The sequence below is a fragment of the Arthrobacter sp. Soil761 genome (genome assembly GCF_001428325.1).
GTDB lineage: Bacteria > Actinomycetota > Actinomycetes > Actinomycetales > Micrococcaceae > Arthrobacter.
The window spans coordinates 314157-337998 of sequence record NZ_LMSF01000028.1; the positions used below are offsets into that span (position 1 = coordinate 314157).

Genomic DNA, 23842 nt, shown 5'->3' on the forward strand with positions numbered 1-23842 from the left:
ATGAGCACCAAACTTGTTCCCACCCCGGGCCAGACCGTTGGCCCCTTCTATGGCTATGCGCTTCCGTTCGAGAAGGACAACGAGCTGCTGCCTCCCGGCTTCCCGGGCTCCATCCGCCTGCAGGGCACCGTCTACGACGGCGCCGGCCACACCATCCCGGACGCCATCCTGGAAATCTGGCAGCCGGACGCCGACGGCAGGGTTGTCCAGCGCACCGGCTCCCTGGTCCGCGACGGCTACACCTTCACCGGGTGGGGCCGCGGCGCCGTGGGCAACTCCGGCGTTTTCACGTTCACAACGGTCAACCCCGGCCCCACCAAACCGGGCGCGGCGCCGTTCATCTCCGTGGCGCTCTTTGCCCGCGGCCTGACCAACCGGCTGTTCACCCGCATCTACCTGCCTGAGGACGCCGAGGCGCTGGCCAACGACCCCCTGCTCAGCTCGCTGGATCCGGAGCGCCGCAAGACGCTCATCGCCCGCCGCGACCCTGACGGCGGCCTCACCTGGGACATCCGCCTCCAGGGTGAGGGCGAGACGGTCTTCCTGGACTTCCAGTGACCAACGCCGCCCCGGGAGATCTGCGCGCCTTCGCGGAAGAGGCCGACGCCGGCCTGCTCAGTCCCGTATCAGCGTCACCGTTGGTGGCGGCGCTGACGGGGGACCGGGCAGTGCTGGCGGCGATCCTCGCCGTCGAATCGGGCTGGGCAGCCGTGCTGCAACGGGCCGGCCTGGCACCTGCCGGTTCTGCCGCCGTCGTGGCTTCCGCTGCCGAGGCAGGGCGATACGACCTCGCCGACATCGCGCTGCGTGCCCAGGGCGGCGGCAACCCGGTCATTCCGCTGCTGGCGGACCTCCGGAAGAAGGTGGCCGCGCTGGACAGCGCCGGGATCGGTGCCGGGAAGGCCGTGCATACCTCCCTGACCAGCCAGGACGTGCTGGACACCGCCCTCATGCTGGTGGCCCGCAACACCGTCCACGCCGTGCTGGCCGACCTCAAAGGCACCGCCGCGGCGCTGGCCGCCCTGGCGGGGCAACATGCGCAGACACTGTGCGTGGGCCGGAGCCTGACGCAGCATTCGCTTCCCTATACCTTCGGGCTCCGGGCCGCGCAGTGGTTCCAGGGCGTGGCCGCCGCGGGCCGGCAGCTGCAAGGCCTGGAGTTCCCGGTCCAGTTCGGCGGGGCTGCGGGAACGCTCGCCGCCGGAACCGTGCTGACCGACGGATCCACTGCCACCCCGTTTACCCTGGCCGATGCCCTGGCCGCCCAGCTGGGCCTGGCCCCCGCGGCGGCTCCCTGGCACACCAACCGGCTGGCCATCACGTCCCTTGGGCATGGGCTGGCTTCGGTTTTGGATGCGTTCGGAAAGATCGCCGCGGACGTCCTGTTCCTGAGCAGGCCCGAGGTGGCCGAGCTTGCCGAGCCACGCGCTCCCGGGCGCGGGGTTTCCTCTGCCATGCCGCAAAAGCAGAACCCGGTCCTGTCCGTCCTGGTCCGCAGCGCCGCACTGCAGGCGCCCGGCCTGGCTGCCCAGCTGCACCTGGCCGCCGCCACCTTCAACGACGAACGCCCGGACGGCGCCTGGCACATCGAATGGCCGGCACTCCGCCAGCTCCTGGCGCTCACGCTCGGCGCTGCCGGACATATCCGTGAGCTCGCCGAAGGACTCCAGGTGTTCCCCGACGCCATGCGCCGCAACCTGGACCTGTCCGGGCCGCTGCTGCTGGCAGAAGGCGTCAGCGCGGCCGTGGCGCCCCTCCTGGACGGGAAGGACGGCCGCACCGGCAAGCAGCAGCTGCAGGACGTGGTGGACCAGACCCTTCAAGCACCGCCTTCCGACCAAGCCGCCACCTACCGGAAGCTGCTCCGCGAGGCCGTCCCTGCCGCCGTCGTTCCCGGCGAGCGGCTGGAGGAGCTCCTGGACCCCGGCAGCTACCTGGGCCAGGCGGCCCAGATCTCCCGCCGCATCCTGGCGGCGTTCCCCGACTTTGATTCCCAGACCACCGACGCGAACGGAGCTTCCCGTGGCTAAGCCAACCCTGAAGGCAGCGCTGCTGTCCCCCCAGCGACCCCTTGGCGACCACCCCCTGCTGGTGGCGGGCCCATCCCTGGGCACCTCCTCCATCCTGTGGAACAGGGTGGCCACCCTGCTCGGCAATGACTACGACGTGGTCGCCTGGGACCTGCCCGGCCACGGCGTCTCTCCGGCAGCCACCGAAACCTTCGACGTCGCAGCCCTCGCGGACGCCGTGGTGGACCTGGTGGATTCCATCGCCCCCGGTGAAACATTCCACTACGCCGGCGTTTCACTGGGCGGCGCCGTGGGCCTGCAGCTGGGCATCAAGCACGGCGAGCGGCTCAAGAGCCTCTCCATCCAGAACAGCGGGGCGAAGATCGGCACCCCGGAGGGCTGGCTGGAACGGGCCGAAACGGTCCGCACCCAGGGCACACCCGTGATGATCCAGGGCTCGGCGCAGCGCTGGTTCGCGCCGGGCTACATGGACCGGGAACCCGAGTTCAGCAGCCGGCTCCTGCACGCCCTGCGCGACGCCGACCGTTTCAGCTACGCCTTCTGCTGCGAGGCCCTGGCCTCCTTCGACGTCCGCAGCCAGCTGGGCAGCATCCGCGTCCCCACCCAGGTCATCGCCGGCTCGGTGGACGGCGTGGCGACGCCGGCCATGGCTGACGAGGTGGCAGCCGGCATCACCGCCGGGGGCGGCACCGCCACTGCCGTCACGCTGGAAGGCGTGGCGCACCTGGCACCGGCCGAGGCTCCCGCGCATGTTGCCGATCTCATGCGCAGCCTGATCAGCTGGACCGAATCCCAAGGAGCAGCCAAGTGAGCGGAAATGAGCGGCACGGCGTGGTCCAGCCCGGCGCCACCAGCCAGGAGATTTACGACGGCGGCATGGTGGTCCGGCGCGAAGTCCTGGGGGACGCGCACGTGGACCGGGCCAACGCCAACAAGGATGAGTTCACCGAGGACTTCCAGGACATGATCACCCGGATCGCCTGGGGTGGTATCTGGACCCGCCCGGGGCTCCCGCGCCAGATGCGCTCCGCCGTCACCATCACTGCCATGGTGGCGCACGGGCACTGGGAAGAGCTGGCCATGCATATCCGCGCCGCCCTCCGGAACGGCCTGAGCAGGGACGAGATCAAGGAGATCCTGCTCCAGACCGCCATCTACTGCGGCGTCCCCTCCGCCAACACCGCCTTCAAGACAGCACAGCAGGTGTTCCACGACATGGACAACACCGGAACGGATAAAACCCCATGAACCAGGCATTTGTGTACGACGCCGTGCGCACCCCCTTTGGCAAGTTCGGTTCCGGCCTCGCCGGCGTCCGGCCGGATGACCTTGCCGCGCACGTTATCAGCGAGTCCGTGAAGCGGGCACCCGGGCTTGATCCCGAGCGGATCGATGAGGTGGTGTTCGGCAACGCCAACGGCGCGGGCGAGGAAAACCGCAACATCGCGCGGATGGGAACCCTTCTGGCCGGGCTGCCGGTGTCCATCCCGGGCACCACGGTCAACCGGCTCTGCGGCTCGTCCCTGGACGCGGCGATCATCGCGTCGCGGCAGGTCAACGCCGGCGACGCCGACCTGGTGCTGGTGGGCGGGGCCGAGTCGATGTCCCGTGCCCCGTGGGTGCTGCCCAAGACGGAGAAGCCCTACCCGGCCGGGGACATGACCCTGGCCTCCACCACCCTGGGCTGGCGGCTGGTGAACAAGGCCATGCCCAAGGATTGGACCATCTCCCTGGGCGAGGCCACCGAGCGGCTGCGCGAGAAGTACAACGTGACCCGCGAGGCGCAGGACGAGTTCGCCGCGGCCTCCCACAACCTCTCCGCCGCCGCCTGGGATGAAGGGTTCTACGACAACCTGGTCGCCCCGGTGCCCGGGACGGACCTGGTCCGCGACGAAGGCATCCGTGCCGGATCGTCGGCGGAGAAGCTGGCCGGGCTGAAGACCGTGTTCCGGACCGAGAACGGCACGGTGACCGCCGGGAACGCATCCCCGCTGTCCGACGGCGCCTCCGCGGCGTGGATCGGATCCGAGGCGGCCGCCGGGCTGCTGGGGCTGGATCCGCTGGCCCGGATCGCCGGCCGCGGCGCGCACGCGAATGATCCGCAGTACTTCGGGTACGCACCGGTGGAGGCGGCGAACAAGGCCCTCGCGAAGGCGGGCATCGGCTGGGACCAGGTGGGCGCCGTCGAACTTAACGAAGCGTTCGCCGCGCAGTCCCTGGCCTGCATCAACGCCTGGGGCATCGATCCCTCGATCGTGAACCGGCATGGCGGGGCCATCGCGATGGGCCATCCGCTGGGTGCCTCCGGCACCCGGATCCTGGGCACCCTGGCCCGGTCCCTGCAGGCCTCCGGCGAACGCTGGGGCGTCGCGGCCATCTGCATCGGCGTGGGCCAGGGCCTGGCCGTGGTACTCGAGAACGTCACCGCTGGAAAGGACCAGTAATGCTGACTTTTGTTGACACCGTCCAGGAGGCCGTGGCCGGCATCAAGGACGGCTCCACCGTGATGATCGGCGGATTCGGCAACGCCGGCCAGCCGTTCGAACTGATCGACGCGCTGCTGGACTGCGGCGCCACGGACCTGACCGTGGTGAACAACAACGCCGGGCAGGGCGACCAGGGCCTGGCCCTGCTCATCAAGGAAGGCCGGGTGCGGAAGATGATCTGCTCCTTCCCGCGGCAGTCCGATTCCTGGCACTTCGACGCCAAGTACAAGGCCGGCGAGATCGAGCTGGAACTGGTGCCGCAGGGCAACCTGGCCGAACGGATCCGTGCCGCCGGGGCAGGCATCGGCGGGTTCTTCACCCCCACCGGATACGGCACCATGCTGGCCGAGGGCAAGGAAACGCGGATCATTGACGGCCGCGGCCAGGTCTTTGAAACCCCCATCCACGCCGACGTCGCCCTGATCAAGGCACTGAAGGCGGACGGCAAGGGCAACCTGGTCTACCGCAAGACGGCCCGGAACTTCGGCCCCATCATGGCTGCCGCCGCGAAGCAGAGCATCGTGCAGGTCTCCGAGATCGTGCCCACGGGGGCGCTGGACCCGGAAAACGTGGTCACCCCCGGCATTTACGTCAACACGGTTGTCCGCGTCCCGGCCTCAGACCGCAGCGCAACCGGCACCAGCGGAAAGGTGGCCTGACCTTGACCACTGCAACATCACTCCAGACCTCCGCCACGCCCCTGGGCCGGGATGACCTCGCCCGGCTCGTGGCCCGCGACATCGCCCCGGGCTCGTTCGTGAACCTCGGGATCGGCCAGCCCACCCTGGTGTCCAACTACCTCACCGAGGACCAGAACATCACCCTCCACACCGAGAACGGCATGCTGGGCATGGGCCCCGAAGCCAAGGGCGACGAGATCGATGAGGACCTGATCAATGCCGGCAAGATTCCCGTGACCGAACTCCCGGGCGCTTCCTACTTCCACCACGCCGACTCCTTCGCCATCATGCGCGGCGGGCACCTGGACATCTGCGTACTGGGCGCCTTCCAGGTCTCGGCCACCGGTGACCTGGCCAACTGGCACACCGGCGCACCCGGGGCGATTCCCGCCGTCGGAGGTGCCATGGACCTGGCCACCGGCGCCAAGGACGTCTTCGTCATGATGACCCTCCTGACCCGCGACGGCGCCTCCAAGATCGTCGAGGCCTGCACCTACCCGGTCACCGGCGTCAACTGCGTCACCCGCGTCTACACGGACAAGGCCGTCTTCCTCACCGGTCCCAACGGTGTCACCGTCCGCGAGACTTTTGGCTGCACCCTCGAGGAACTCCAGGAACTCATCCCCGTCCCGCTCAAGGCCGCCTCGGCCGGCTAAGGACGGCCCTAGGATTGGTTACCATGACCGACGCCGCAGGTACCGATATCCAGCCAACCCCGCAGGCCGGCGACCAGTACGTCCAGTCGCTGGCCCGCGGGCTGGCGGTGATCCGCGCCTTCGACGCCGACCGGCCGGTCATGACGCTCACCGAGGTGGCGGGCCGCACGGGCCTGACCCGTGCCACGGCACGCCGGTTCCTGCATACCCTGGTGGAGCTGGGGTACGTGCGCACCGACGGCAAGACCTTCGCGCTGACGGCCAAAGTCCTCCAGCTGGGCTACGCCTACCTCTCCGGGCTGTCGCTGCCCCAACTGGCCCAGCCGCACCTGGAGGAACTGTCCCTCAAACTCGGCGAATCGACGTCGGCCGCCGTGCTGGACGGCACCGACATCGCCTACATTGCCCGCGTCACCACGCGCCGCATCATGACCATCGGGATCACCGTGGGCACCCGGTTCCCCGCCTACGCCACCTCCATGGGCCGGGTCCTGCTGGCCCACCTGCCGGCGTCGGACCTCAAGGCCTATCTCGCCGCGGCCGACATCAAGCCCCTGACCCCCCGCGCCCTCGGGTCCGTCCAGGAACTGTTGGCCGTCCTGGAAACGGTCCGTGCACAGGGCTGGTGCCTGCTGGACCAGGAACTGGAGCTGGGCCTGATGTCCGTTGCCGCTCCTGTGTACGACGGACCCAAGGTGGTGGCCGCGGTGAACGTCTCCCTGCAGGCCCAGTCCGTGGAGGCCAAACCGGACCGGGAAGCCTACCTGGCCTCGGTGGCGCAGGAGATCATGGCCACCGCGAAACTCATCTCCGCGGACCTGACCGCCCGCGGTTAGCAATACCACCCCAGCCGTGCGTCCACTCCTGGCCTGAGTGCGCCGGGACTGTTCCTGCGCACTCAACCAGGGCCTCGCCGCGCCGCCAGGTTAAGCAAGAGGACGACGGCGGGTGCTTCCCGCCGTCGTCCTCTTCTGTTCGTTATGGGGCTGTGAATGCCCCTACCGGACGGGGTTGCCCAGCTCCCGCAGCGGCGTCTTGGCGGTCTCGCGCGCCCACCAGGCGCCGGCCACGGCGAGGATCGACGAGCCCGCCACGATCCAGGCTGCCGGTCCCCAGTTCGCCTTGTCGGCGCCCACCAGGGCGGTGCCGAGCAGCGGGGTGAAACCGGCGCACAGGATGCCGATCTGGAGCCCGATGGCCATGCCGGAGTAGCGGACCTTGACGTTGAAGAGCTCGGAGAACCAGGCCGGGTAGATCGCGTTGGACATGGCATAGGTGCCGGCGGTGATCAGCGTGCTGGTCAGGAAGATCATGGGGATGTTGCCGGTGGCGATCACCGAGAAATACACGAAGATCATGATGCCGGAGCCCAGGACGCCGATGATGAAGATGGGCCGGCGGCCGAACGTGTCCGACAGGCGCGCGGTCAGGGGCTGGGTGAAGACGGCAAGGATGTTGCCCACGATGCTGACCCACAGCATGGTGGAAGCGGGAACGCCGACGGACACGGCGTAGGCCAGGCCGAATGACTGCATGAACGTGTTGGTGACCGTTTCGAAGGACATGAGCGCCACCTGGAAGAACTGCGCCGGGTGGGTCTGGAACATCTTGGCGAACGGAAGCTTCACCAGTTCACCGTGCTCCTGCTTTTCCTCGAAGACCTCAGGTTCGGCCAGTGACCGGCGGACCAGGTAGGCGACGATGAGCACGATCAGGGAGAGCCAGAACGGGATCCGCCAGCCCCAGGCGAGGCGGTCGGCCTCGCTCATGGCAGCCACGGGCAGGAAGGCCAGGGATGCCATGACGATGCCCGCGGAAATGCCGCTCATGGCAAAGCTGGCGAAGAAGCCGCGCCGGCCCTCGGGAGCCTCTTCCGTGGAGAGGGCGGAGGCGCCGGCCGTCTCGGCGCCGGCGGAGAGGCCCTGCATCAGGCGGAGCAGGACCAGCAGCGCGGGTGCCCAGTAGCCGGCGGTGTTGAAGTCCGGCAGGGCGCCGATGAGGAACGTTGCGCTGCCCATGAGCACCAGGGTGAGCACGAGCGTATTCTTCCGGCCGATCTTGTCACCAAGGTGGCCGAACACCACGGCGCCGAAGGGCCGGGCCACGTATGCCACGCCGAACGTGGCGAAGGAGGCCAGCAAGGCAACCGTGGGGTCGCCCGCCGGGAAGAAGATCTTCGAGAAGACGAGGGAAGCGGCAGTGGCGTAGATGAAGAAGTCGTAGTACTCCAGGGCGCCGCCGAGGAATGCGGCCAGCGCTGCCTTCTTGGCGCGCTTTAGCCGGCGTTGTGCCTCAGGCGTCGGCTTGGCCTGGGCTCCTGCTGCGATGTCGGTCATGTCCGGGTTTTCCTTCCACGCTGAAGGCGGGGGATCTGTTCTATTTGTACGCATTGCGAACATGTGTGCGTAATGCGCCTAGAAAGAGGATACTAGTCGGTGACGCCAATCACAACGCCGACGGAAAGGTGCTTCACAATGGAACCCTCCCGCTTAGTCCTGATCGGATCAGCAGCTTCCAAGGCCATGTCCCCGCGCCTCTGGAATCCTGTTTTCCAGGAACTCGGCCTTGAATGGACCTACGATGCCTGGGATGTGCCGGCCGGCGGCGACCTCGACGAGGTCCGCAGGCGGCTTCTGGCGCCCGGCATCGTGGCGGCCAACGTGACCATGCCGCACAAGCACTGGGCGGCGGAAACAGCGGACGAGGCAACAGACCCAGTCCTGTTGAGCGGTGCCTGCAACCTCCTGGTTCGAAAGGGCACACGGCTGGTGGGGCACAACACCGATATATCCGCCCTGACCGCGCTGCTGGGCGGCCAGTACCAACGGCACGCCCTCCTCCTGGGCGCCGGTGGAGCGGCAAGGGCCGCGATGATCGCCCTGGAGGGGCATCTGGGGACCGTTTCCATCACTGACCGCGACCTGCACGCCGCGGCGGAATTGCTGGATCTTGCCCGGGAACGCGGCATGGACGCCCGGACGGTCTCCTGGCAGCAGGGGCAGGAGCTGTCCGCCGATGCCTCCCTGATCGTGAATGCCACTCCCATCGGCAAAAGCATGTCCGACGGTCCGGCATGGGGCGACGGCCCACTCGCCCCTGACGCCGTCGTCTATGACTTCGTGTATGCCCGCCACACCACTGCAAGCGTGGCCCGGGCGCGTGGCATGGGAGTCCGGTGCATCGATGGCTGGGAGCACCTGCGGGAACAGGCGGTGGCCATGGTGCCGCTCCTGGGGCTCGACGGGCAGTCCGGGAGGCTGCTCAAGGAAACGCTGGAACGCATCCGGGCAGCCTCCTGACCGGCGGGCCGCACCCCGCACTCCAGTGCCCACCGGCCCGATATGATCGGACAGGCGCTGAAGCCCGGCGGACCCTGTGCCGGGGCGCCGACCGTCGGGAGAGGAACCGCAACGTTCATGGAGGAGCAGCCAGCCTACTTTGTGAAGTCGGTTGAGAAGGCCTTCGACGTGCTGCTCGCCTTTTCCGCCGACCAGCCACGGCTCACTGTTTCCCAGGTTGCTGCCCGGACCGACATGACCCGCGCCTCCGCGCGCCGGTTCCTCCTGACCCTGGCAGATCTTGGCTACCTCCGCGCCGAGGGCCAGGCCTTTGAACTGACCGCCCGTTCCCTGGACATCGGTCGGGCCTACCTGGCCGGCCTTACGCTTCCCGGGGTGGCCCAGCCGCACCTCAAGGAACTGGCGGAGGACCTGAACGAGACCACGGCCTTGTGCATCCTCGACGGCGGCGACGTGGTTTACGTTGCCTGCGTGCCGTCGCCGCGGCTGTTGAGCGTCTCCATTACCGTGGGGACCCGGTTTCCGGCCTGGGCGACCTCAATGGGCCGGGTGCTCCTCGCCGGAATGCCCCCGGCGCAGCTCGAGGAGTATCTCCGCACGGTCCAGCTGCACCGCTACACCGACCGCTCCATCAGCAGCATTGACGACCTGCGTTCCGAAGTGGAGCTGGCGCGTAAAAGGGGCTGGTCCATGGTTTCCCAGGAGCTCGAGGAAGGCCTGCGCGGCGTGGCCGTGCCGGTGCGGCGGGGGAACGAGGTGGTGGCTGCGGCGAATGTTTCACTGCAGACGCACCGGGCGGCCGCCCAGGACATTGAAGCGTCAGTCCTTCCCCCGTTGATGGAGACCGCGCGGCGGATCGCACTCGATTACGGCGGCCCTGGCCCAACCACCCGCGGCTGACCCTCCCTCCCGCGGTGGACCGCGCTCAAGGCCGCTTGCCATGTAACTGTTTCCACACAAGCACAGCGCACCACTCCCGCCGCAGCTGAACGGGCCATAGACTCTAGCCAACTGCGTGCAGCAGAGCCGCTGCATCGCTTGTCAGGAGGAGGGGTCGGCGGGTGAAACTGGGCATACCGCGGGAACGCCGGGAGGGCGAGCGTCGTGTGGCCGCCACGCCGGATACCGTCAGGCAGCTGGCCGGGATGGGGCTGGAGGTCCTGGTGGAGACCGGGGCGGGGGACGGCGCCGGGCACGCTGACCAGGCATACCAAAACGCCGGCGCCGCCGTCGTCCCGGAACTCAACACCACGGCCCTCGACATCCTGGCGCATGTCCGCCCCCTTGACCCGCACACCGCCGCGTCCCTGAAAAGGGGAGCCGTCACCGTGGGGCTCGCGTCGCCGTCGTCCGAGCTGCCGGCAGTGCAGGCGCTCGCGGACAACGGGGTGACCTCCTTCGCCCTTGAACTGGTGCCCCGCATTTCCCGTGCCCAGTCCATGGACGCCCTCAGCTCGCAGGCGCTGGTGGCCGGCTACCGCTGCGTGCTGGAGGCTGCCATCCGGCTGCCCCGCTTCTTCCCGCTCTACATGACGGCCGCGGGAACCATTCCGCCCGCCAGGGTCCTGGTCCTCGGAGCCGGGGTGGCGGGGCTGCAGGCCATCGGCACGGCCAAGCGCCTGGGCGCCCGGGTTTTCGCCAACGACATCCGTCCGGCTTCCGCGGACGAGGTTGCCTCCATGGGCGGCACCTTCATCCGGCTGGACCTGGAGACGGCGGAGGCGGCCGGCGGCTACGCCCGGCAGCTGAGCTCCGATGCCGGCACACGGCAGCGGCAGCTGCTGGCGCCGCACGTGGCTCAGTCGGACGTGCTGATTACGACGGCGGCAGTCCCCGGGCGCCCCGCACCCCTCCTGGTGACGCGCGGGATGGTGCAGGGCATGCGGCCCGGGTCGGTGGTGGTTGATCTCGCCGCGGAGTCCGGCGGCAACGTGGAGGGTTCGGTACCGGGCCAGGACATCCCCATCCCCACCGCCGATGGAATGGGGCACGTCACCCTGGTGGGCCTGAAGGACCCGGCCTCGGCGATGGCGTCGGACGCCTCCCGTCTTTACGCCAAGAACGTGGCCAACCTGCTGGCCCTGCTGGTGCGCCCGGATGACGCCGGTGCCGGCGGGCTCACCCTGGATTTCGACGACGAAGTGGTGGCCGGTGCCTGCCTCACCCACGACGGCGTGGTGCGGCACCAGCCCACGGCGGAGCTGCTGGCCGCCCGCGCACGTGCCGCCGCAGAGCCGGCCACGGCCGCGGCCCGGCAGGAAGGAACGCTCTGATGGACGGAACAGCCCTGCTGACCATTACGGTACTGGCGGTGTTCGTCGGCTTCGAAGTGGTGTCCAAGGTCTCCAGCACCCTGCACACGCCGCTGATGTCCGGTGCCAACGCCATCCACGGCATCATCCTTGTCGGTGCCATCATTGTGGCCGGCCAGGCAGCAGACCCATGGGTCCTGGCGGTGGCGCTGCTCGCCGTTGTCCTTGCCACCGCCAACCTGGTGGGCGGGTTCGTGGTGACGGACCGGATGCTGCACATGTTCCATGCCAGGAAGGACGCAGCCCCAAAAGGTGCCGCGCAGCCTGAAACGGGCAGCAAATGAGCCTCCTCGACCCCATCGGGACCTCCCTGCTCTACCTCGTCGCGGCGGTCTGCTTCATCCTGGCCCTGCGCGGGCTCAGTTCCCCGCGGACCGCGCGCCGCGGAAACCTGGTGGGCGCACTCGGTGCGCTGATCGCCGTCGTCACGGTGTTCCTGTCCGCCCGACTGGAGAACATCCCCTGGATCCTGGCCGCCATCGCGGTGGGCAGCGTGGTGGCGGCACCCGTGGCCCGGCGCGTGAAGATGACGCAGATGCCCCAACTGGTGGCGCTGTTCAACGGCGTGGGCGGCGGCGCGGCTGCCTTGGTGGCCCTCCTGGAACTGGGCCATGCCGGCAATCCCTGGGTCCGCGTGGCCATCGTGTTCACGCTCCTGGTGGGTGCCGTTTCCTTCGCCGGTTCCGGCGTCACCTTCGCCAAGCTGCAGGAACTGATGACCACCCGGCCCGTGGTGTTCCCGGGCCTCCCGGTGGTGATGGCCGTGGTCCTGCTCGCCGCAGTGGCCGCCGGCGTGGCCGTGGTGCTCACCGCCTCGCTGCCCCTTGCGGTCCTGCTGTTGCTGCTGGGCCTTGCCGCCGGCGTCCTGCTGGTGCTGCCAGTAGGCGGCGCCGACGTGCCAATCGTCATCTCGCTGCTGAACGCCTTCACCGGCCTGGCCGTTGCGGCGTCCGGCCTGGTGCTGGGCAACGTCCTGCTGGTGGTGGCCGGGACCCTGGTGGGGGCTTCGGGCACCATCCTCACCCGGGCCATGGCCGCCGCCATGGGCCGGAGCGTGGCGGGCATCCTGTTCGGGGCTTTCAGGGGAGGTTCGACGGCGGGGTCCACCGCCGTGAGCGAGCGTCCGGTCCGTTCGTCCTCGGCCGAGGACGTGGCGGTCCTTTTGGGGTACGCCCAGCGGGTGATCATCGTCCCCGGCTACGGCCTGGCCGTGGCGCAGGGCCAACATACGGCCGCCGAGCTGGCCCTGGCCCTGGAGGCCCGAGGCATCGAAGTGGATTTTGCCATCCATCCCGTGGCCGGCCGGATGCCCGGACACATGAACGTGCTCCTGGCCGAGGCCAACGTCCCGTACGAGTCGCTCAAGGAGATGGGCGAGATCAACCCGCAGTTCAAGACGACGGACGTGGCCCTGGTGGTGGGCGCCAACGACGTGGTGAACCCCGCCGCCAAGACTTCGTCCGGCTCACCGATCTACGGCATGCCCATCCTTGAAGTGGCGGAGGCGCGGCAGGTGGTGTTCCTCAAGCGGTCCATGCGCCCGGGATTCGCCGGCATCGAGAACGACCTGCTGTATGAACCCCAGACATCGCTGCTGTTCGGCGACGCCAAGGACTCCCTGGCCCAGGTGCTGGGCGCGGTCAAGGCCCTGTAGGCGCGGAACGGCGCACCGGGCGGGTTACCCTTCTCTCAGAAGCTTGCTTTCCATCCGCCATCAGAGGACGCCATGACTGACAACAGCTCCACTTCGCCCAAACGTGCCGCCATCATCGTCAATCCTGCCAAGCCGGTGGATATCGACGTGCGCGGCCTGGTGGCCAAGCACTGCGTGGAAAACGGGTGGGGGGAAGCCATTTGGCTGGAAACCACCAAGGAGGATCCGGGCGTCGGCCAGGCGAAGGAAGCGCTGGCCCAGGGTGCGGACATCGTGATCGCGGCCGGCGGCGACGGCACCGTGAGGTGCGTTGCCGAGGTCCTGGCCGGCAGCGACACCCCCATGGGCCTGCTGCCGCTGGGGACGGGCAACCTGCTGGCGCGCAACCTGGGCATGGACGTCACCGACTACGACGGCGCCATGGCCGGGGCCCTCATCGGCACGGAGCGGAAGATCGACGTGGTCCGGGCCCGGCGCAGCGACCCGGACAAGGACCAGCTCTTCCTGGTCATGGCCGGCCTGGGCTATGACGCCACCATCATGGCGGACACCAACGAGGACCTGAAGGACAAGGTGGGCTGGCTGGCCTACGTGGACGCCGGCATCCGGAACCTGCCCGGCAAACCGGTCAAGGCTACCGTGGTGATCGACGGCAAGCCCGTGGTGCACCGGGGCGTCCGCAGCGTGATGGTGGGCAACTGCGGCAAGGTCCAGGGCGGTCTTGAAATCTTCCCTGATGCCAAGGTGGACGACGGCCTGCTGGACATCGCCATCCTGGCTCCCCACCACGGAAAGCTGGGGTGGCTCTCCGTGGTGGCGGGAATGATCGGCAAGGGCCGCGGCAAGGACACCGCCGTGGAGTACTTCCAGGGCAAGACCGTTGAGATCACGCTGGAACACAAGGACGACTACCAGTTGGACGGGGACCACGAAGGCGAGAGCAAGCACGTGCTCATGACCATGGAGCCCGGCGCCCTGACCTTGCGGATGTAGGGCGGTTTAGCCCAGCAGCCGTCCCCAGCGTGGTTCCAGCAACGGCGCGCCTGCCAGTTTCAGAGCGTGCCAGAGGGTGACGGCAACGGAGTCCAACACCGGCACTCCGGTGCTGTCCTCGATTTCGGCGGCGATGTTGGCCCCGTAGAGGTTGGTGCACAGGTACACCAGGGCGTCCGGGGCATTGGCTGCGAGTTCCAGGGACCCCGGGCGCACCTCGTCGTCGGTGACCCGGGCAAAGGACTCGTTGTCGCTCAAACCCAGCGCCCGGTGGTCCACGGTCTTGATGCCTTCGCGCTCGTAGCAGGCGATGACCCGGTGGTTCACGTCCGCGGTGTAGGGGGTGAACAGGCCGATCCGCTCCGTGCCGAAGGTCCGGAAGGCTTCCAGGTAGGCAAGCGTGGAGGTGGTGGCGGGGATGCCCGTGGCGCCGCTGATCCCGGCCGCCAACTCCTGGTCGTGCGCCGGGCCCAGCCACGAGCCTGACGTGCCGTTCCAGGCAATCACGTCCACGTCCGCCGTCGCCAGCAGCGCTGCTGCCTCCTGCATGACTGTGGGATCGAACTGGCGGTCGGAGGAGTCATCGAGCGCGATGCGGGTGACTGGGATCCGGGTGAAGTGCACCGTGACGTCGGTGCGGCCGCCCAGGATGCGGTAGGTCTGCGGTTCCAGGCAGGTGTTGGAGGACGGCACGATCATGCCGATCCGGCGGGGGCGTGTGCTTGCAGGCATGGGGGCTCCTAGAGGGCGGCGGCGAGTCGGGAAGCTTCGGGGGCAGCAGACTGGTGCTGCCGGAAGCCGGTGCGGTTGATGAAGCGGCCCACGGCGCCGGGGTCATGGAAGCCGTCCGCGTCCAGGACCACGCGTCCCTTGGAAACAACGACGGCGGGCCAGCCCGTGAGTGCCTTCCCGTCAAAAGGCGAGAAGTCCGTTCCCATGTGCAGGGCCGCGCCGTTCACGGTGCGTTCCTCTGCGGGGTCGAAAACCACCAGGTCGGCGTCGAACCCCTCGGCGATGCAGCCTTTGCCGGGCACGGCGTTGATCCGTGCCGGCGCGGCAGCGAAAGCCTCCACGAACTGCTCCACGGTTGCCCCGGCGGAGGTCATCGCGGTGAACGTCACCGGCATCCGCGTCTCCACGCCGGGCAGTCCGTGCGGCATGGCGCGCACGTCGTCGGTGCGCTCGCGCTTCTGGGACAGGTCGTAGCAGGAGTGGTCGGAGGACATGGTGTGGATGGCTCCGGACACCAGCCGCTCCTTGAGGGCGGCCACGGTTTCCGGGCTGCGCATGGGCGGGCAGCAGGCGAACCACTCGGGGAAGGTGGATCCGTAGACGGAATCGTCCAGCGTGACGTAATGCGGGCAGGTCTCGGAGTAGGCCTCCAGTCCTCGGGAGCGGGCTTCGCTCACCAGGTCCACTGCCCCGGGCGTGGACTGGTGGACGAAGTACACCGGTGCGCCGGTGTACTCGGCCATGGCCAGGGTTTCCTTGACCGAGATCTCCTCGGCCAGTTCCGGCCGGGTCCGGTGCAGGTGTTCGATGCCGATCCGCCCGTCCTCCGCGTGCTGGGCGGTGCAGTCGGCGATGATGGGATCGTGTTCGGCGTGGATGTACGTCAACCCGTCCAGCCGGACCATTTCCCGCATGACCTTCAGGATGGTGTCGCCGTCCGCCATGGTGGTGCCCCGGTTGGTGGTGTACATCTTCACCGACCGGACGCCTTCCGCTGCCAGCTGCTCAAGCTGCCACGGGACGGTTTCGTCCCAGGTGACCACGGCGCCGTGAAGGGCAACATCGCAGCGGGACTCCGTGGCGAGTTCCTTCTTGTACAGGGCGGCGGCGAGCGGGGTTTCCTGGGCGTCGCGGGGAATTCCGAAATCGATGATGGTGGTGGTTCCGCCCCACAGCGCTGCCGTGGAGGTGGTCCGGTAGTCGTCCAGGGTGCGGAATCGCCCCGTGACCTGGGCCACGTGGCAGTGTCCGTCCACGCCGCCGGGGATCACGAGTTTGCCCGCCGCGTCGATGGTGCGGTCCGCCGCGGGGACGGGTCCGGCGGCGTCGACGAGCCGGGCAATGCGGCCGTCGTGGACCACGACGTGCGCCTCCCGGCGGCCGTGGCTGTTCACCACGATGGCGTTGGCAATGACGAGTTGTGGCTGGTGGGACATCGGTGTCCTCCTAAAGTTGTTGGGCTCTGGCTAGGCGGCGGGCTGGGGGGTGCCGGCGTGCTCCTGGCGGGCGGCAAGGGCCGCGTCCAGATTTGGCGACAGGCCCTTGCGGTCCTTGGCCGGCGGCGGGGCGAAGGCGCCGGCGCGGTGCGGCCCGGATTGCAGGGCGGCAACGGCCTCGGCCATGCGGATGCCTGCGGAGATGCCATCCACCACAGGGACGGGTATCTGCCCCGTGAGGTCGCGGGCCAGGCCGGCCAGCGGGGCGCCGGCAAGGATCACGACGTCGGCGCCGTCCTCCGCCACGGCCTGCCGGCTGAGTGCCAGCAGGGTTTCCCTGAAGTCCTGCTGGACGGAGGCGATGCTGGTCAGGGAGTCATTGATGGAACGGATGGAGGCCAGCCGTCCGGCAAGTCCGAACTGCTCCACGCACTCGCGGTACCAGGGCTTGATCCGGTCCGAGATGGCGATGATGGAGAACCGGTGGCCCTGCAGTGCTGCTGCGCACAGGGCGGCCTCGGTGATCCCGATGACGGGCACCTCGGCCAGTTCCTTGAGGGCCGGCATTCCCGGGTCCCCGAAGGCAGCCACCACCACGGCGTCCACCGGGTCTGCGCCGGGACGGGTGTGTTCGGCAATGATCTCTGCCACGGCACCCGCGGCGATGAGGGCTTCGAAGCGGGTCTCGATGTACTCCACGCCGTGCCCGGCAGTCCTGACCAGCAGTTCGGTGCCGGCGGAGGCGGAACGGAGCGCCTCGGATTCAATCAGCGCGGTGACATCGGCGCTGATGTTGGGGTTGATGACCAGGAGTTTCATTTTCTCTTCCGGTGGAATTCTGGTTCGGTCTTCTGGAAGTCCTCGGGAAACTGGTCCCGGTACTTTCCAATGTGTGATGCGGACTGGGCGGCTGCCTTGTCCGGATCGCCGCTGGCAATGGCGGTGTACAGGTCGCGGTGTTCGCGGATGAGTTCGGGCAGGTCGCTGACATGCCGGAACAGCCAGTGCATGCGGCCCTGGAGGGGTTCCAGGGCGGACTTGAGGAAGTTGTTGTCCGCGATGCGGGTGATGGCGTCGTGGAATTCGCTGTTGGAGCGGTGCGCCTCCATCACTGATCCCTTGGCCAGGAAGGTTTCCGCATCGTCCAGCAGCCCCTTCAAATGGGCGAGGTCCTCCTTGGTGGCCCGTTTGGCGGCGAGCCGGCAGGCCAGGACTTCCAGGGACTGGCGGACATCGAAGAGGTCCTCCACGTCCTTGGGGCTGAGGCTGCTCACCTCAGCCCCGCGGGCGCCCCGGTCGCTGATCAGGCCTTCCTGGCGAAGCATGCGCAGGGCCTCGCGGACCGGCAGCCGGGAGACGGAGAATTCGGCTGCCAGGTCGCGTTCCACCAGCCGCGTGCCGGGAGCGTAGTGTCCTTCGAAAATCCTGGTGCGGAGGGTATCCCGGACAGTCTCGCGGAGGGGGCGGTCCTTGTCCTGGGTCTCTTCTGCGGTCAGCATGATGCTCCATTCGGATTTTGTACGGCACTGCTCCCGGCTGCGGGGGCGTTGGTTGCAAGTTTCCCTGCGAGGGTCAGCTTAGACAGGAAGCCGCTTGTTGTAGTTCAGCGTCAGGACTGAGGCGCCCATGATCACCGCGGAACCCACGAAGTACAGCAGCGCCCAGGTGTAGGAACCTGTGGCTCCGACGATCAGGCCGACGGCGATCGGCGTGACGAAGCCGGAGATGTTACCGCTGAAGTTCATGGCACCGCCCAGGACGCCTGCGTTGGTGCGGCCGCCCAGGATGGAGGGGATGCTCCAGAACAGGCCCACCCAGCGCAGGAAGAACATGACGAGGGAGAGCAGGACCACAGCGGTGGTGGGGTCCGGGACCACGGTGACGCCCACCAGGCCGCCGATCACCACGACACTCGAGATGCCCAGGAGGGTGCGCATCACCCGGTTGGCTGACGCGCCGGATGCACGCCACTTGTCCGCAATGGTGCCGCCCAGGATTTCACCGACGAAGCCGGCACCGAAGATGACGAAGGTGGACCAGCCGATGGTCTTCAAGTCGAAGCCCTTGGCCTGGGCGAGATAGAGCGGGCCCCAGGTCAGCAGGCCATAGAACACTCCATTGAAGCCGAGCCAGCCGAAGCACATCGCCCAGAAGGAGCGGAACTTGAGGTAGGGGAGCAGTGCGCGTTTGCCCTGGCTGCCGTCGAGCTCAGCTTCGGCATCCTCGGCAGCGTGCGACGCTTCGATGTACTCGGCTTCGGCGGCATTGACACCGCGGTGCTGCCGCGGGTCGTCGCGGACGTACCACCAGACGGCCAGGCCCATCAGGACTGTTGCGGCGCCGGCGATGACGAACGAACTGCGCCAACTGCCCGTCGCTGCGATGAGGCCGGCGATGAGGATGCCGCCAAGGCCTGCACCCAGCGGGGCGCCGGCGTCCAGGATGGTGGCACCGCGGCCGCGCTCCGACTTGTGCATCCAGATGGCGTTGAGCTTGCCGCCGGCGGGCATGACGCCTGCTTCGGTCACGCCGATGCCGAGGCGGGCGATAAACATGCTCAGGAAGCCGCCGGCCATGCCGGATGCGGCCGTTGCCGCGCCCCAGCCCACGCAGGAGGCGGTCATCACCTTGCGGGGACCGAACTTGTCGATGAGCAGGCCCACAGGGATCTGCATCAGGGCGTAGGTCCAGAAGAAGGCGGAGAGCAGCAGGCCCACCAGTTCCGGGGCGAGGTCGAACTCCTTTTGGATGATGGGCAGGGCCACCGAGATGGAGCCGCGGTCGATGTAGTTGACGGACACCAGGACCAGGAGCAGCAGGAACAGCCGCCAGCGGACGGAGGTGCGCCGTTGCGTTCCGTCCTTTCCGCGCGTTTCGGTAGTGCCGGGGGTGGCCTCGTCGGACGTGGCCGTTGTTTCAGTGTTTGGGATGGACACAGCTTCTCCTTCACGGGGAAGTTTACGGATGGGGAGGATGCGAATGGTGCGTTGTACGTACGTGCCGGGCAGGGTTGTTGCGCCTGCCGGCAGGGGGCCACTGGACGATCCGGAGCGTTGAGCGGGAAATGCACTTTTGGGATCCCAATTTGGGATCCCAAAATCAAAGGTAGAAGTGACTCCGGCCACTGTCAAGGGTTTTTGCCGGCCGGGCGCTGCAAGGGCCCTGCTGACGGATTGTGACTGCCGCGCACGGGTAAGGCCGGGCGGCAGCAACGCCGAAAGCTCAACGCGCCGTGGGGGATCCGTCCGGCCGGTGGGACAGGATCTCGGCCAGTTCCGCCAGCCGGTGGGCCCGCGCGGACTCGGCCGGCGTAAACGGCTCATCCGGCCGGGAGAAGGTGATGGGGCCATGCCAGGCCGTGGGGATCTTAAGGTGCGTCCCGTCGTCGGACGCTTTGAAGCCGGCGTCCGACGGCGGCACAATCCGTGCGTGCAGCAGCTCGGCCACCGCCAGGGGGAGTTCGTCCGGGGTGGCGGCGATCCTCGCTGCCAGGCTGAGCGCCCGGGTTTGCCCGTCAGCCATGGCCAGGGCGGTGGTGGGCCAGGCGTGCGGACTGCTGCCGCCGCCGTCGTGAAGTGCCGCCAGCAGTTCCCGTTCGCCCACGTCCCCGGGCACCGAGAGGACAAACTCATCCAGGACCCCAGCCGGTACCGGGTGGACGTGGATGCTCAGGATGTTGGTGTCCAGCCGGGCCAGCGCCGCCGTGATCCGCTGCAGCGAACCGGGCCGGTCCTGGAGAAGCGTCCGCGCCCGCCACAGGGACGGCGCCGACGCCAGCTGCCGCCGGTGCCGGAGGGCCGGGGCGTGCAGCCAGCGCAGCAGGATCCGGGCAGCCGAGGGCTCGGCCACCCAGATCACCAGGACTGTGGCCGTCAGGGTCAGCACCAGGACCTTGGCCACATAGGGAAGGTGGGTCTCCATCACCAGGGCGTGGACCAGCAGCTCGATGGGCAGCATCACGGCGACGTTCGCCAAGGTCAGCCGCGCCTTGGGCGGCTCAGGCATCAGGCCGCAGACCTCGCAGCGCAGTTCGGCAGCGGGTGTGTTGTGGGCAGGGCGCTTCATGACACAAGCATGGTGCGGTGCTGTTTCCACCGCATTGCCTCCCGATTCCATTCATGGGAACGCGCCGGGGGCCTTCCGGGTCCCGCACCGTAGGATTTATCAGGAACGTCAGCGCGGCCGCCCGTCAGAATCCACCCCAGGAAGGCGCTGCCCGTGAAGTTGTTTGCTGAATTGTTCAGCATTGCCCCCGGCAACAAGGACCACCACCCCGCGTTCAGGTGCGCCGTGGGCGTCTTCGTTCCGCTGATCACGCTGGTGCTGCTCGGCAGGCTGGACCTGGCAATTTTCGCGTCCTTCGGCGCCTTCACCGGAATCTACGGCCGCGGCGAACCCCACGCCGTCCGGTTTATCCTGCAGCTGCGCGCCGGTCTGCTGATGCTGCTCGTCATGCTCCTGGCGGCGCTGGCGGCGCGCATGGGTCCCGCCTGGGGCCTGGACGCCCCCACCCACACGTGGCTGCTGGTCCTGGCCACCACGCTGGTGGCCGGCGCCTGTTCGGTTGCCATTTCCTGGCTCAGGCTGCGCCCCGGCGGCTCGCTCTTCCATATCTTCGCCTTCGCCGCCATCGCATCCATTCCCAACCAGCCGCCGCTCTGGCAAGGCATGCTGGTGGCCGTCCTGACCACGGTGTTCGCCCTGCTGGTTGGCTTCTCGTCCCGCATCCTTCCCAGCCACAGGACTCCCTGGGCCAGGCCTCCCCGCATCCGCCGCACTCCCGCGGAGAAGCGCGCGGCCTGGCTTGAAGGGCTCGGCTACCTGGTGGCCGCAGGCCTTGCCGGCACGCTGGCCACGTGGGCGGGGGAGCGCCTGGGGTTCGGGCACAACTACTGGGCCATGGTTGCTGCCGTGGTGCCGCTGGTGGGCCACACCACCAGGCACCGGGTGCGCCGCGGCATACAAAGGATCATCGGCACGGTCCTGGGCCTGCTGGTCCTCGCGGCCGTGCTGCTGGTGGGCCTGCAGCCGTGGCAAACCGTGCTGGTGATGGCGCTGTGCCAGTTCGGGGCCGAGATGTTCATCATCCGCCAGTACCTTCTGGCCCAGGTTTTCGTGACACCCCTCGCGCTGGTCTCAACACTGCTGGTGGTCCCGGCGTCACCCTCCATCCTGCTGCGCGACCGCATCATCGAGACCGTGATCGGCGCCGCCGTCGGCATTGCCGTGGTGCTGGCGCCCGGCGCATGGCGCCGGATCAGGCAAAGGACGACGGCGGCCTGACCGCCTTGTGCACGCCCCTGCAACACCAGGGGCAGGGGCGGGTGGTGACCCGTTACGGACGTTCCGCGGCTGATGCTTCCCGGACCGCAGCGATGGCGTGCGGCACCGTCACCAGCGCTACCACGGCAATCGCGGCAGCGGCCGCAAAGACGTAGAAGCCCCAGGGGTAGGCGATGTTGGCAGCGACCAGCGTGCCGGTGACGGCGGGGCCCATGATCGCGCCGAGCCGGCCCACCCCGGCGGCGAAGCCGAGGGCTGTAGCACGGAGGGTTGCCGGGAACAGCTGGCTGACCCATGCGTAAACCAGGACCTGTGCGCTGAAGACGAACACGCCGGTGACAAAGACTGCCGCGTTGAGCAGCAGTTCATTCTGGATCTTGACGCTCAGGACAGCCAGGAAAACCGCGGAGAGTCCGAACCACAGCAGCACCACACGCTTGGTGCCGTGTTTGTCGGCCAGGATCCCCGCGATCACCAGGCCCACCACGGCCCCTACGTTGAGGACCAGCAGGAGAACCAGGCCGGTGCTGACGGTGTACCCGGCGCCGGCCATCAGCTGCGGAAGCCAGGTGTTCAGGCCGTAGACCAGGAGCAACCCCATGAAGGACGCGGCCGCGATGGCCAGCGCCACCAAGGGGTAGGGCTTCCGTGCCAGGTCCCGGAAGCCCGTGCGGGCTGCGGCAGGTTCTGTTCCTGCCGCAGCCGGGGGAAGGGTTTCAGGGAGCTTGAACCACAGGAAGGGTGCCAGGGCGAAGCCTGCCAGCCCGCCCACGACGAACATCATCCGCCAGTCCGGGATCAGCAGCAGGGCAAGGAAGGCCGTGGCCACAGCGCCGGCGTGGTAGCCGGTCATGGTCCGGGTGGTCGACTTTCCGGCGGTACCTGCCGGAGCGTAATCGTTCATGTAGGCCAGGGCGGCCGGGAGGCAGGCGCCCAGTCCCAGCCCGGCAAGAAGCCGGAAGGCGCAGAACACCGCCACGTTGGGTGCGAACACCACGGCGATGGTGAAGATCGAAAACCAGAGGACGCAGGCCACCAGGAGGCGGCGCCGGCCAAAGCGGTCGGACAGCGGGGCGATGAACAGGGCACCGGCGCCAACGCCCACCAGTGAGATTGTGGCGGCCAAGGTGGCACCCACCGCGTCGAAGCCAAGCTCATGGGTCTTGATCAGTGTGGGAATGACGGTGCCCAAAACCACCAGGTCAAAACCGTCAAGAACCATAGCCAGCCAGCAAAGCCAGACTGGCCACTTGGAACGGTGCTGGGATGGCGCAAATGACATAGAAATACCTCGGTGTATCTTCCAGGAGTTTTGAGCGGCAGTCTGCTTTGCCGGCAGTGGGTGGGCAGCATTGCCCACATCCCCAGTGAGGTTTGTATCACTATCGGGTGTAATCTGGGACAACTTTTCCCATTCAATGGAAGCAGGTGTTCACGCTGGCCAACTCCCCGTCCGGCGATTCCGTGGTGGACCGGATCGTGCGGCTGATCTCCGCGTTTCCCCAGGATGTCAATGCCCTCCAGTTGTCTGACCTTGCCGGGCGGGCAGGCCTTCCGCTGACCACCACCCACCGGCTGGTGGGCCAGCTGGCAGGTCACGGACTGCTGGAGACTGCTCCCGGCGGGATGGTGCGGCCTGGACTCAGGCTGTGGGAACTGGTGAACCGTGCCTCGCCGGCGCTGGCGCTCCGGCAGGCAGCCATGCCCTTCTGGAGGACATCCAGCAGGTCCTGAACCAAAACGTGAACCTCGCGGTGCTGGATGGCTGGGAGGCGCTCTTTGTGGAACGGCTGTCCCGCCGGGGCTCGGTGGCCAACCGGGCGCAGGTAGCGGGCAGGATGCCCATCCATATCTCGTCCGCCGGACTGGCGCTGATGGCCCACCAGGACAAGGCCATGCAGCAGGAGTACCTGGGCCAGTTCACCGATCCCGAAGGAAGGCTGGCTGCGGCCGACGTCCGGGCGCTGCTGGCAGAGACCGCCCATCAGGGCTTTGCGCAACTGAAAGGCGTGGTGGATGCGGGCACCTGGGGGATCGCGGTGCCCGTGCTGGACCGCCGGCAGCGGGCCGTAGCCTCACTGGGCGTCGTGGTGCCCCTGCAGGAGATGCGCCTGCAGGCACTGGTTCCGGCACTGCAAACGGCCGCCCGGGGCATTGCCCGGCAACTTGCGGACGCCTGAACCATTCAACGGAATTTCTGTAACGCCGGTCACCCGGCTTCCCCCACACTGATGGCAGACAAACCGATCCGGTGCCGCCCGTGGCGGGACCCGCAACGAAG

At 68.1% G+C, this 23842-nt stretch carries 23 protein-coding genes and 1 pseudogene; 16 read left to right on the forward strand and 8 right to left on the reverse strand.

Going from position 1 to position 23842, the window contains the following annotated elements; all coding sequences use genetic code 11:
• Genes pcaG through ASG79_RS16020 form a run of 8 tightly spaced genes read left to right on the forward strand, consistent with a single transcriptional unit; the run spans position 1 to position 6688 of the window.
• Positions 1-558 (forward strand): protocatechuate 3,4-dioxygenase subunit alpha, encoded by a 558-nt coding sequence (gene pcaG, locus ASG79_RS15985; protein ID WP_018769801.1) that lies wholly within the window; start codon positions 1-3, stop codon positions 556-558.
• Entirely contained in the window at positions 555-2030 is a 1476-nt protein-coding gene (locus tag ASG79_RS15990) for a lyase family protein (protein ID WP_056392417.1), read from the forward strand. Before pcaG ends, ASG79_RS15990 begins: the two co-directional genes overlap by 4 nt.
• Positions 2023-2841 carry an alpha/beta fold hydrolase gene (locus ASG79_RS15995; RefSeq protein ID WP_056392419.1) on the forward strand — a complete coding sequence of 273 codons (819 nt, stop codon included), beginning with the start codon at positions 2023-2025 and terminating at the stop codon, positions 2839-2841. The genes ASG79_RS15990 and ASG79_RS15995 overlap by 8 nt, the downstream gene beginning before the upstream one ends.
• Positions 2838-3278 (forward strand): 4-carboxymuconolactone decarboxylase, encoded by a 441-nt coding sequence (pcaC, locus tag ASG79_RS16000; protein WP_018769798.1) that lies wholly within the window; start codon positions 2838-2840, stop codon positions 3276-3278. Before ASG79_RS15995 ends, pcaC begins: the two co-directional genes overlap by 4 nt.
• Complete coding sequence (locus ASG79_RS16005; protein ID WP_056392422.1) at positions 3275-4474, forward strand: thiolase family protein; 1200 nt, start codon at positions 3275-3277, stop codon at positions 4472-4474. The genes pcaC and ASG79_RS16005 overlap by 4 nt, the downstream gene beginning before the upstream one ends.
• A complete protein-coding gene (locus tag ASG79_RS16010; protein WP_018769796.1) occupies positions 4474-5175 on the forward strand; it encodes a 3-oxoacid CoA-transferase subunit A in 702 nt (233 codons plus the stop codon). The genes ASG79_RS16005 and ASG79_RS16010 overlap by 1 nt, the downstream gene beginning before the upstream one ends.
• Before the next feature lie 2 nt (positions 5176-5177).
• A complete protein-coding gene (locus ASG79_RS16015) occupies positions 5178-5852 on the forward strand; it encodes a 3-oxoacid CoA-transferase subunit B (protein WP_056392424.1) in 675 nt (224 codons plus the stop codon).
• Between the two features lie 23 nt (positions 5853-5875).
• On the forward strand, positions 5876-6688 hold the full coding sequence (locus tag ASG79_RS16020; protein ID WP_056392426.1) for an IclR family transcriptional regulator domain-containing protein: 813 nt from the start codon (positions 5876-5878) through the stop codon (positions 6686-6688).
• 162 nt (positions 6689-6850) lie between these two features.
• On the opposite strand, the gene ASG79_RS16025 is transcribed toward ASG79_RS16020, so the two are convergent.
• Complete coding sequence (locus tag ASG79_RS16025; protein WP_056392427.1) at positions 6851-8188, reverse strand: MFS transporter; 1338 nt, start codon at positions 8186-8188, stop codon at positions 6851-6853.
• A 138-nt stretch (positions 8189-8326) separates the two neighbouring features.
• Between ASG79_RS16025 and ASG79_RS16030 the strand changes: the two genes are divergently transcribed.
• The 6 genes from ASG79_RS16030 to ASG79_RS16055 all read left to right on the forward strand — a co-directional run bounded on the left by ASG79_RS16030 (position 8327) and on the right by ASG79_RS16055 (position 14110).
• Positions 8327-9151: a shikimate dehydrogenase family protein gene (locus ASG79_RS16030; RefSeq protein ID WP_082581784.1), complete on the forward strand. Its 825-nt coding sequence runs from the start codon at positions 8327-8329 to the stop codon at positions 9149-9151.
• Positions 9152-9268: 117 nt separating this feature from the next.
• Positions 9269-10051 (forward strand): IclR family transcriptional regulator domain-containing protein, encoded by a 783-nt coding sequence (locus tag ASG79_RS16035; RefSeq protein WP_056392429.1) that lies wholly within the window; start codon positions 9269-9271, stop codon positions 10049-10051.
• A gap of 161 nt (positions 10052-10212) precedes the next feature.
• Positions 10213-11424 (forward strand): Re/Si-specific NAD(P)(+) transhydrogenase subunit alpha, encoded by a 1212-nt coding sequence (locus ASG79_RS16040; protein WP_018769789.1) that lies wholly within the window; start codon positions 10213-10215, stop codon positions 11422-11424.
• Positions 11424-11747, forward strand: a complete 324-nt coding sequence (locus ASG79_RS16045) for an NAD(P) transhydrogenase subunit alpha (RefSeq protein ID WP_056392431.1) — start codon at positions 11424-11426, stop codon at positions 11745-11747. The genes ASG79_RS16040 and ASG79_RS16045 overlap by 1 nt, the downstream gene beginning before the upstream one ends.
• Positions 11744-13117, forward strand: a complete 1374-nt coding sequence (locus tag ASG79_RS16050; protein WP_018769787.1) for an NAD(P)(+) transhydrogenase (Re/Si-specific) subunit beta — start codon at positions 11744-11746, stop codon at positions 13115-13117. Before ASG79_RS16045 ends, ASG79_RS16050 begins: the two co-directional genes overlap by 4 nt.
• A gap of 72 nt (positions 13118-13189) precedes the next feature.
• Positions 13190-14110 (forward strand): diacylglycerol/lipid kinase family protein, encoded by a 921-nt coding sequence (locus ASG79_RS16055; protein WP_056392433.1) that lies wholly within the window; start codon positions 13190-13192, stop codon positions 14108-14110.
• Positions 14111-14116: 6 nt separating this feature from the next.
• Here the strand turns inward: ASG79_RS16055 and ASG79_RS16060 are convergent, their stop codons facing one another.
• The 6 genes from ASG79_RS16060 to ASG79_RS16085 form a co-directional block, all read right to left on the reverse strand.
• Positions 14117-14842, reverse strand: coding sequence for an aspartate/glutamate racemase family protein (locus ASG79_RS16060; RefSeq protein ID WP_056392435.1), 726 nt, complete (start codon positions 14840-14842; stop codon positions 14117-14119).
• 8 nt (positions 14843-14850) lie between these two features.
• A complete protein-coding gene (locus tag ASG79_RS16065; RefSeq protein WP_056392436.1) occupies positions 14851-16278 on the reverse strand; it encodes an amidohydrolase family protein in 1428 nt (475 codons plus the stop codon).
• A 30-nt stretch (positions 16279-16308) separates the two neighbouring features.
• Positions 16309-17097, reverse strand: a complete 789-nt coding sequence (locus ASG79_RS16070; RefSeq protein ID WP_056392439.1) for an aspartate/glutamate racemase family protein — start codon at positions 17095-17097, stop codon at positions 16309-16311.
• The gene (locus ASG79_RS16075; protein WP_018769782.1) at positions 17094-17777 is read right to left on the reverse strand and encodes a GntR family transcriptional regulator; all 684 of its coding nucleotides are present in this window, start codon (positions 17775-17777) and stop codon (positions 17094-17096) included. Before ASG79_RS16075 ends, ASG79_RS16070 begins: the two co-directional genes overlap by 4 nt.
• 78 nt (positions 17778-17855) lie before the next feature.
• Positions 17856-19214: an MFS transporter gene (locus ASG79_RS16080; protein ID WP_056392441.1), complete on the reverse strand. Its 1359-nt coding sequence runs from the start codon at positions 19212-19214 to the stop codon at positions 17856-17858.
• Positions 19215-19500: 286 nt separating this feature from the next.
• On the reverse strand, positions 19501-20343 hold the full coding sequence (locus tag ASG79_RS16085; protein WP_056392444.1) for an ACT domain-containing protein: 843 nt from the start codon (positions 20341-20343) through the stop codon (positions 19501-19503).
• Positions 20344-20496: 153 nt separating this feature from the next.
• Between ASG79_RS16085 and ASG79_RS16090 the strand changes: the two genes are divergently transcribed.
• Positions 20497-21561 (forward strand): FUSC family protein, encoded by a 1065-nt coding sequence (locus tag ASG79_RS16090; protein ID WP_056392445.1) that lies wholly within the window; start codon positions 20497-20499, stop codon positions 21559-21561.
• Positions 21562-21613: 52 nt separating this feature from the next.
• Here the strand turns inward: ASG79_RS16090 and ASG79_RS16095 are convergent, their stop codons facing one another.
• A complete protein-coding gene (locus ASG79_RS16095) occupies positions 21614-22783 on the reverse strand; it encodes an MFS transporter (RefSeq protein WP_156400221.1) in 1170 nt (389 codons plus the stop codon).
• Between the two features lie 215 nt (positions 22784-22998).
• Between ASG79_RS16095 and ASG79_RS16100 the strand changes: the two are divergent.
• Positions 22999-23741 (forward strand): annotated as a pseudogene (locus ASG79_RS16100) (IclR family transcriptional regulator).
• Positions 23742-23842 lie beyond the last annotated feature (101 nt).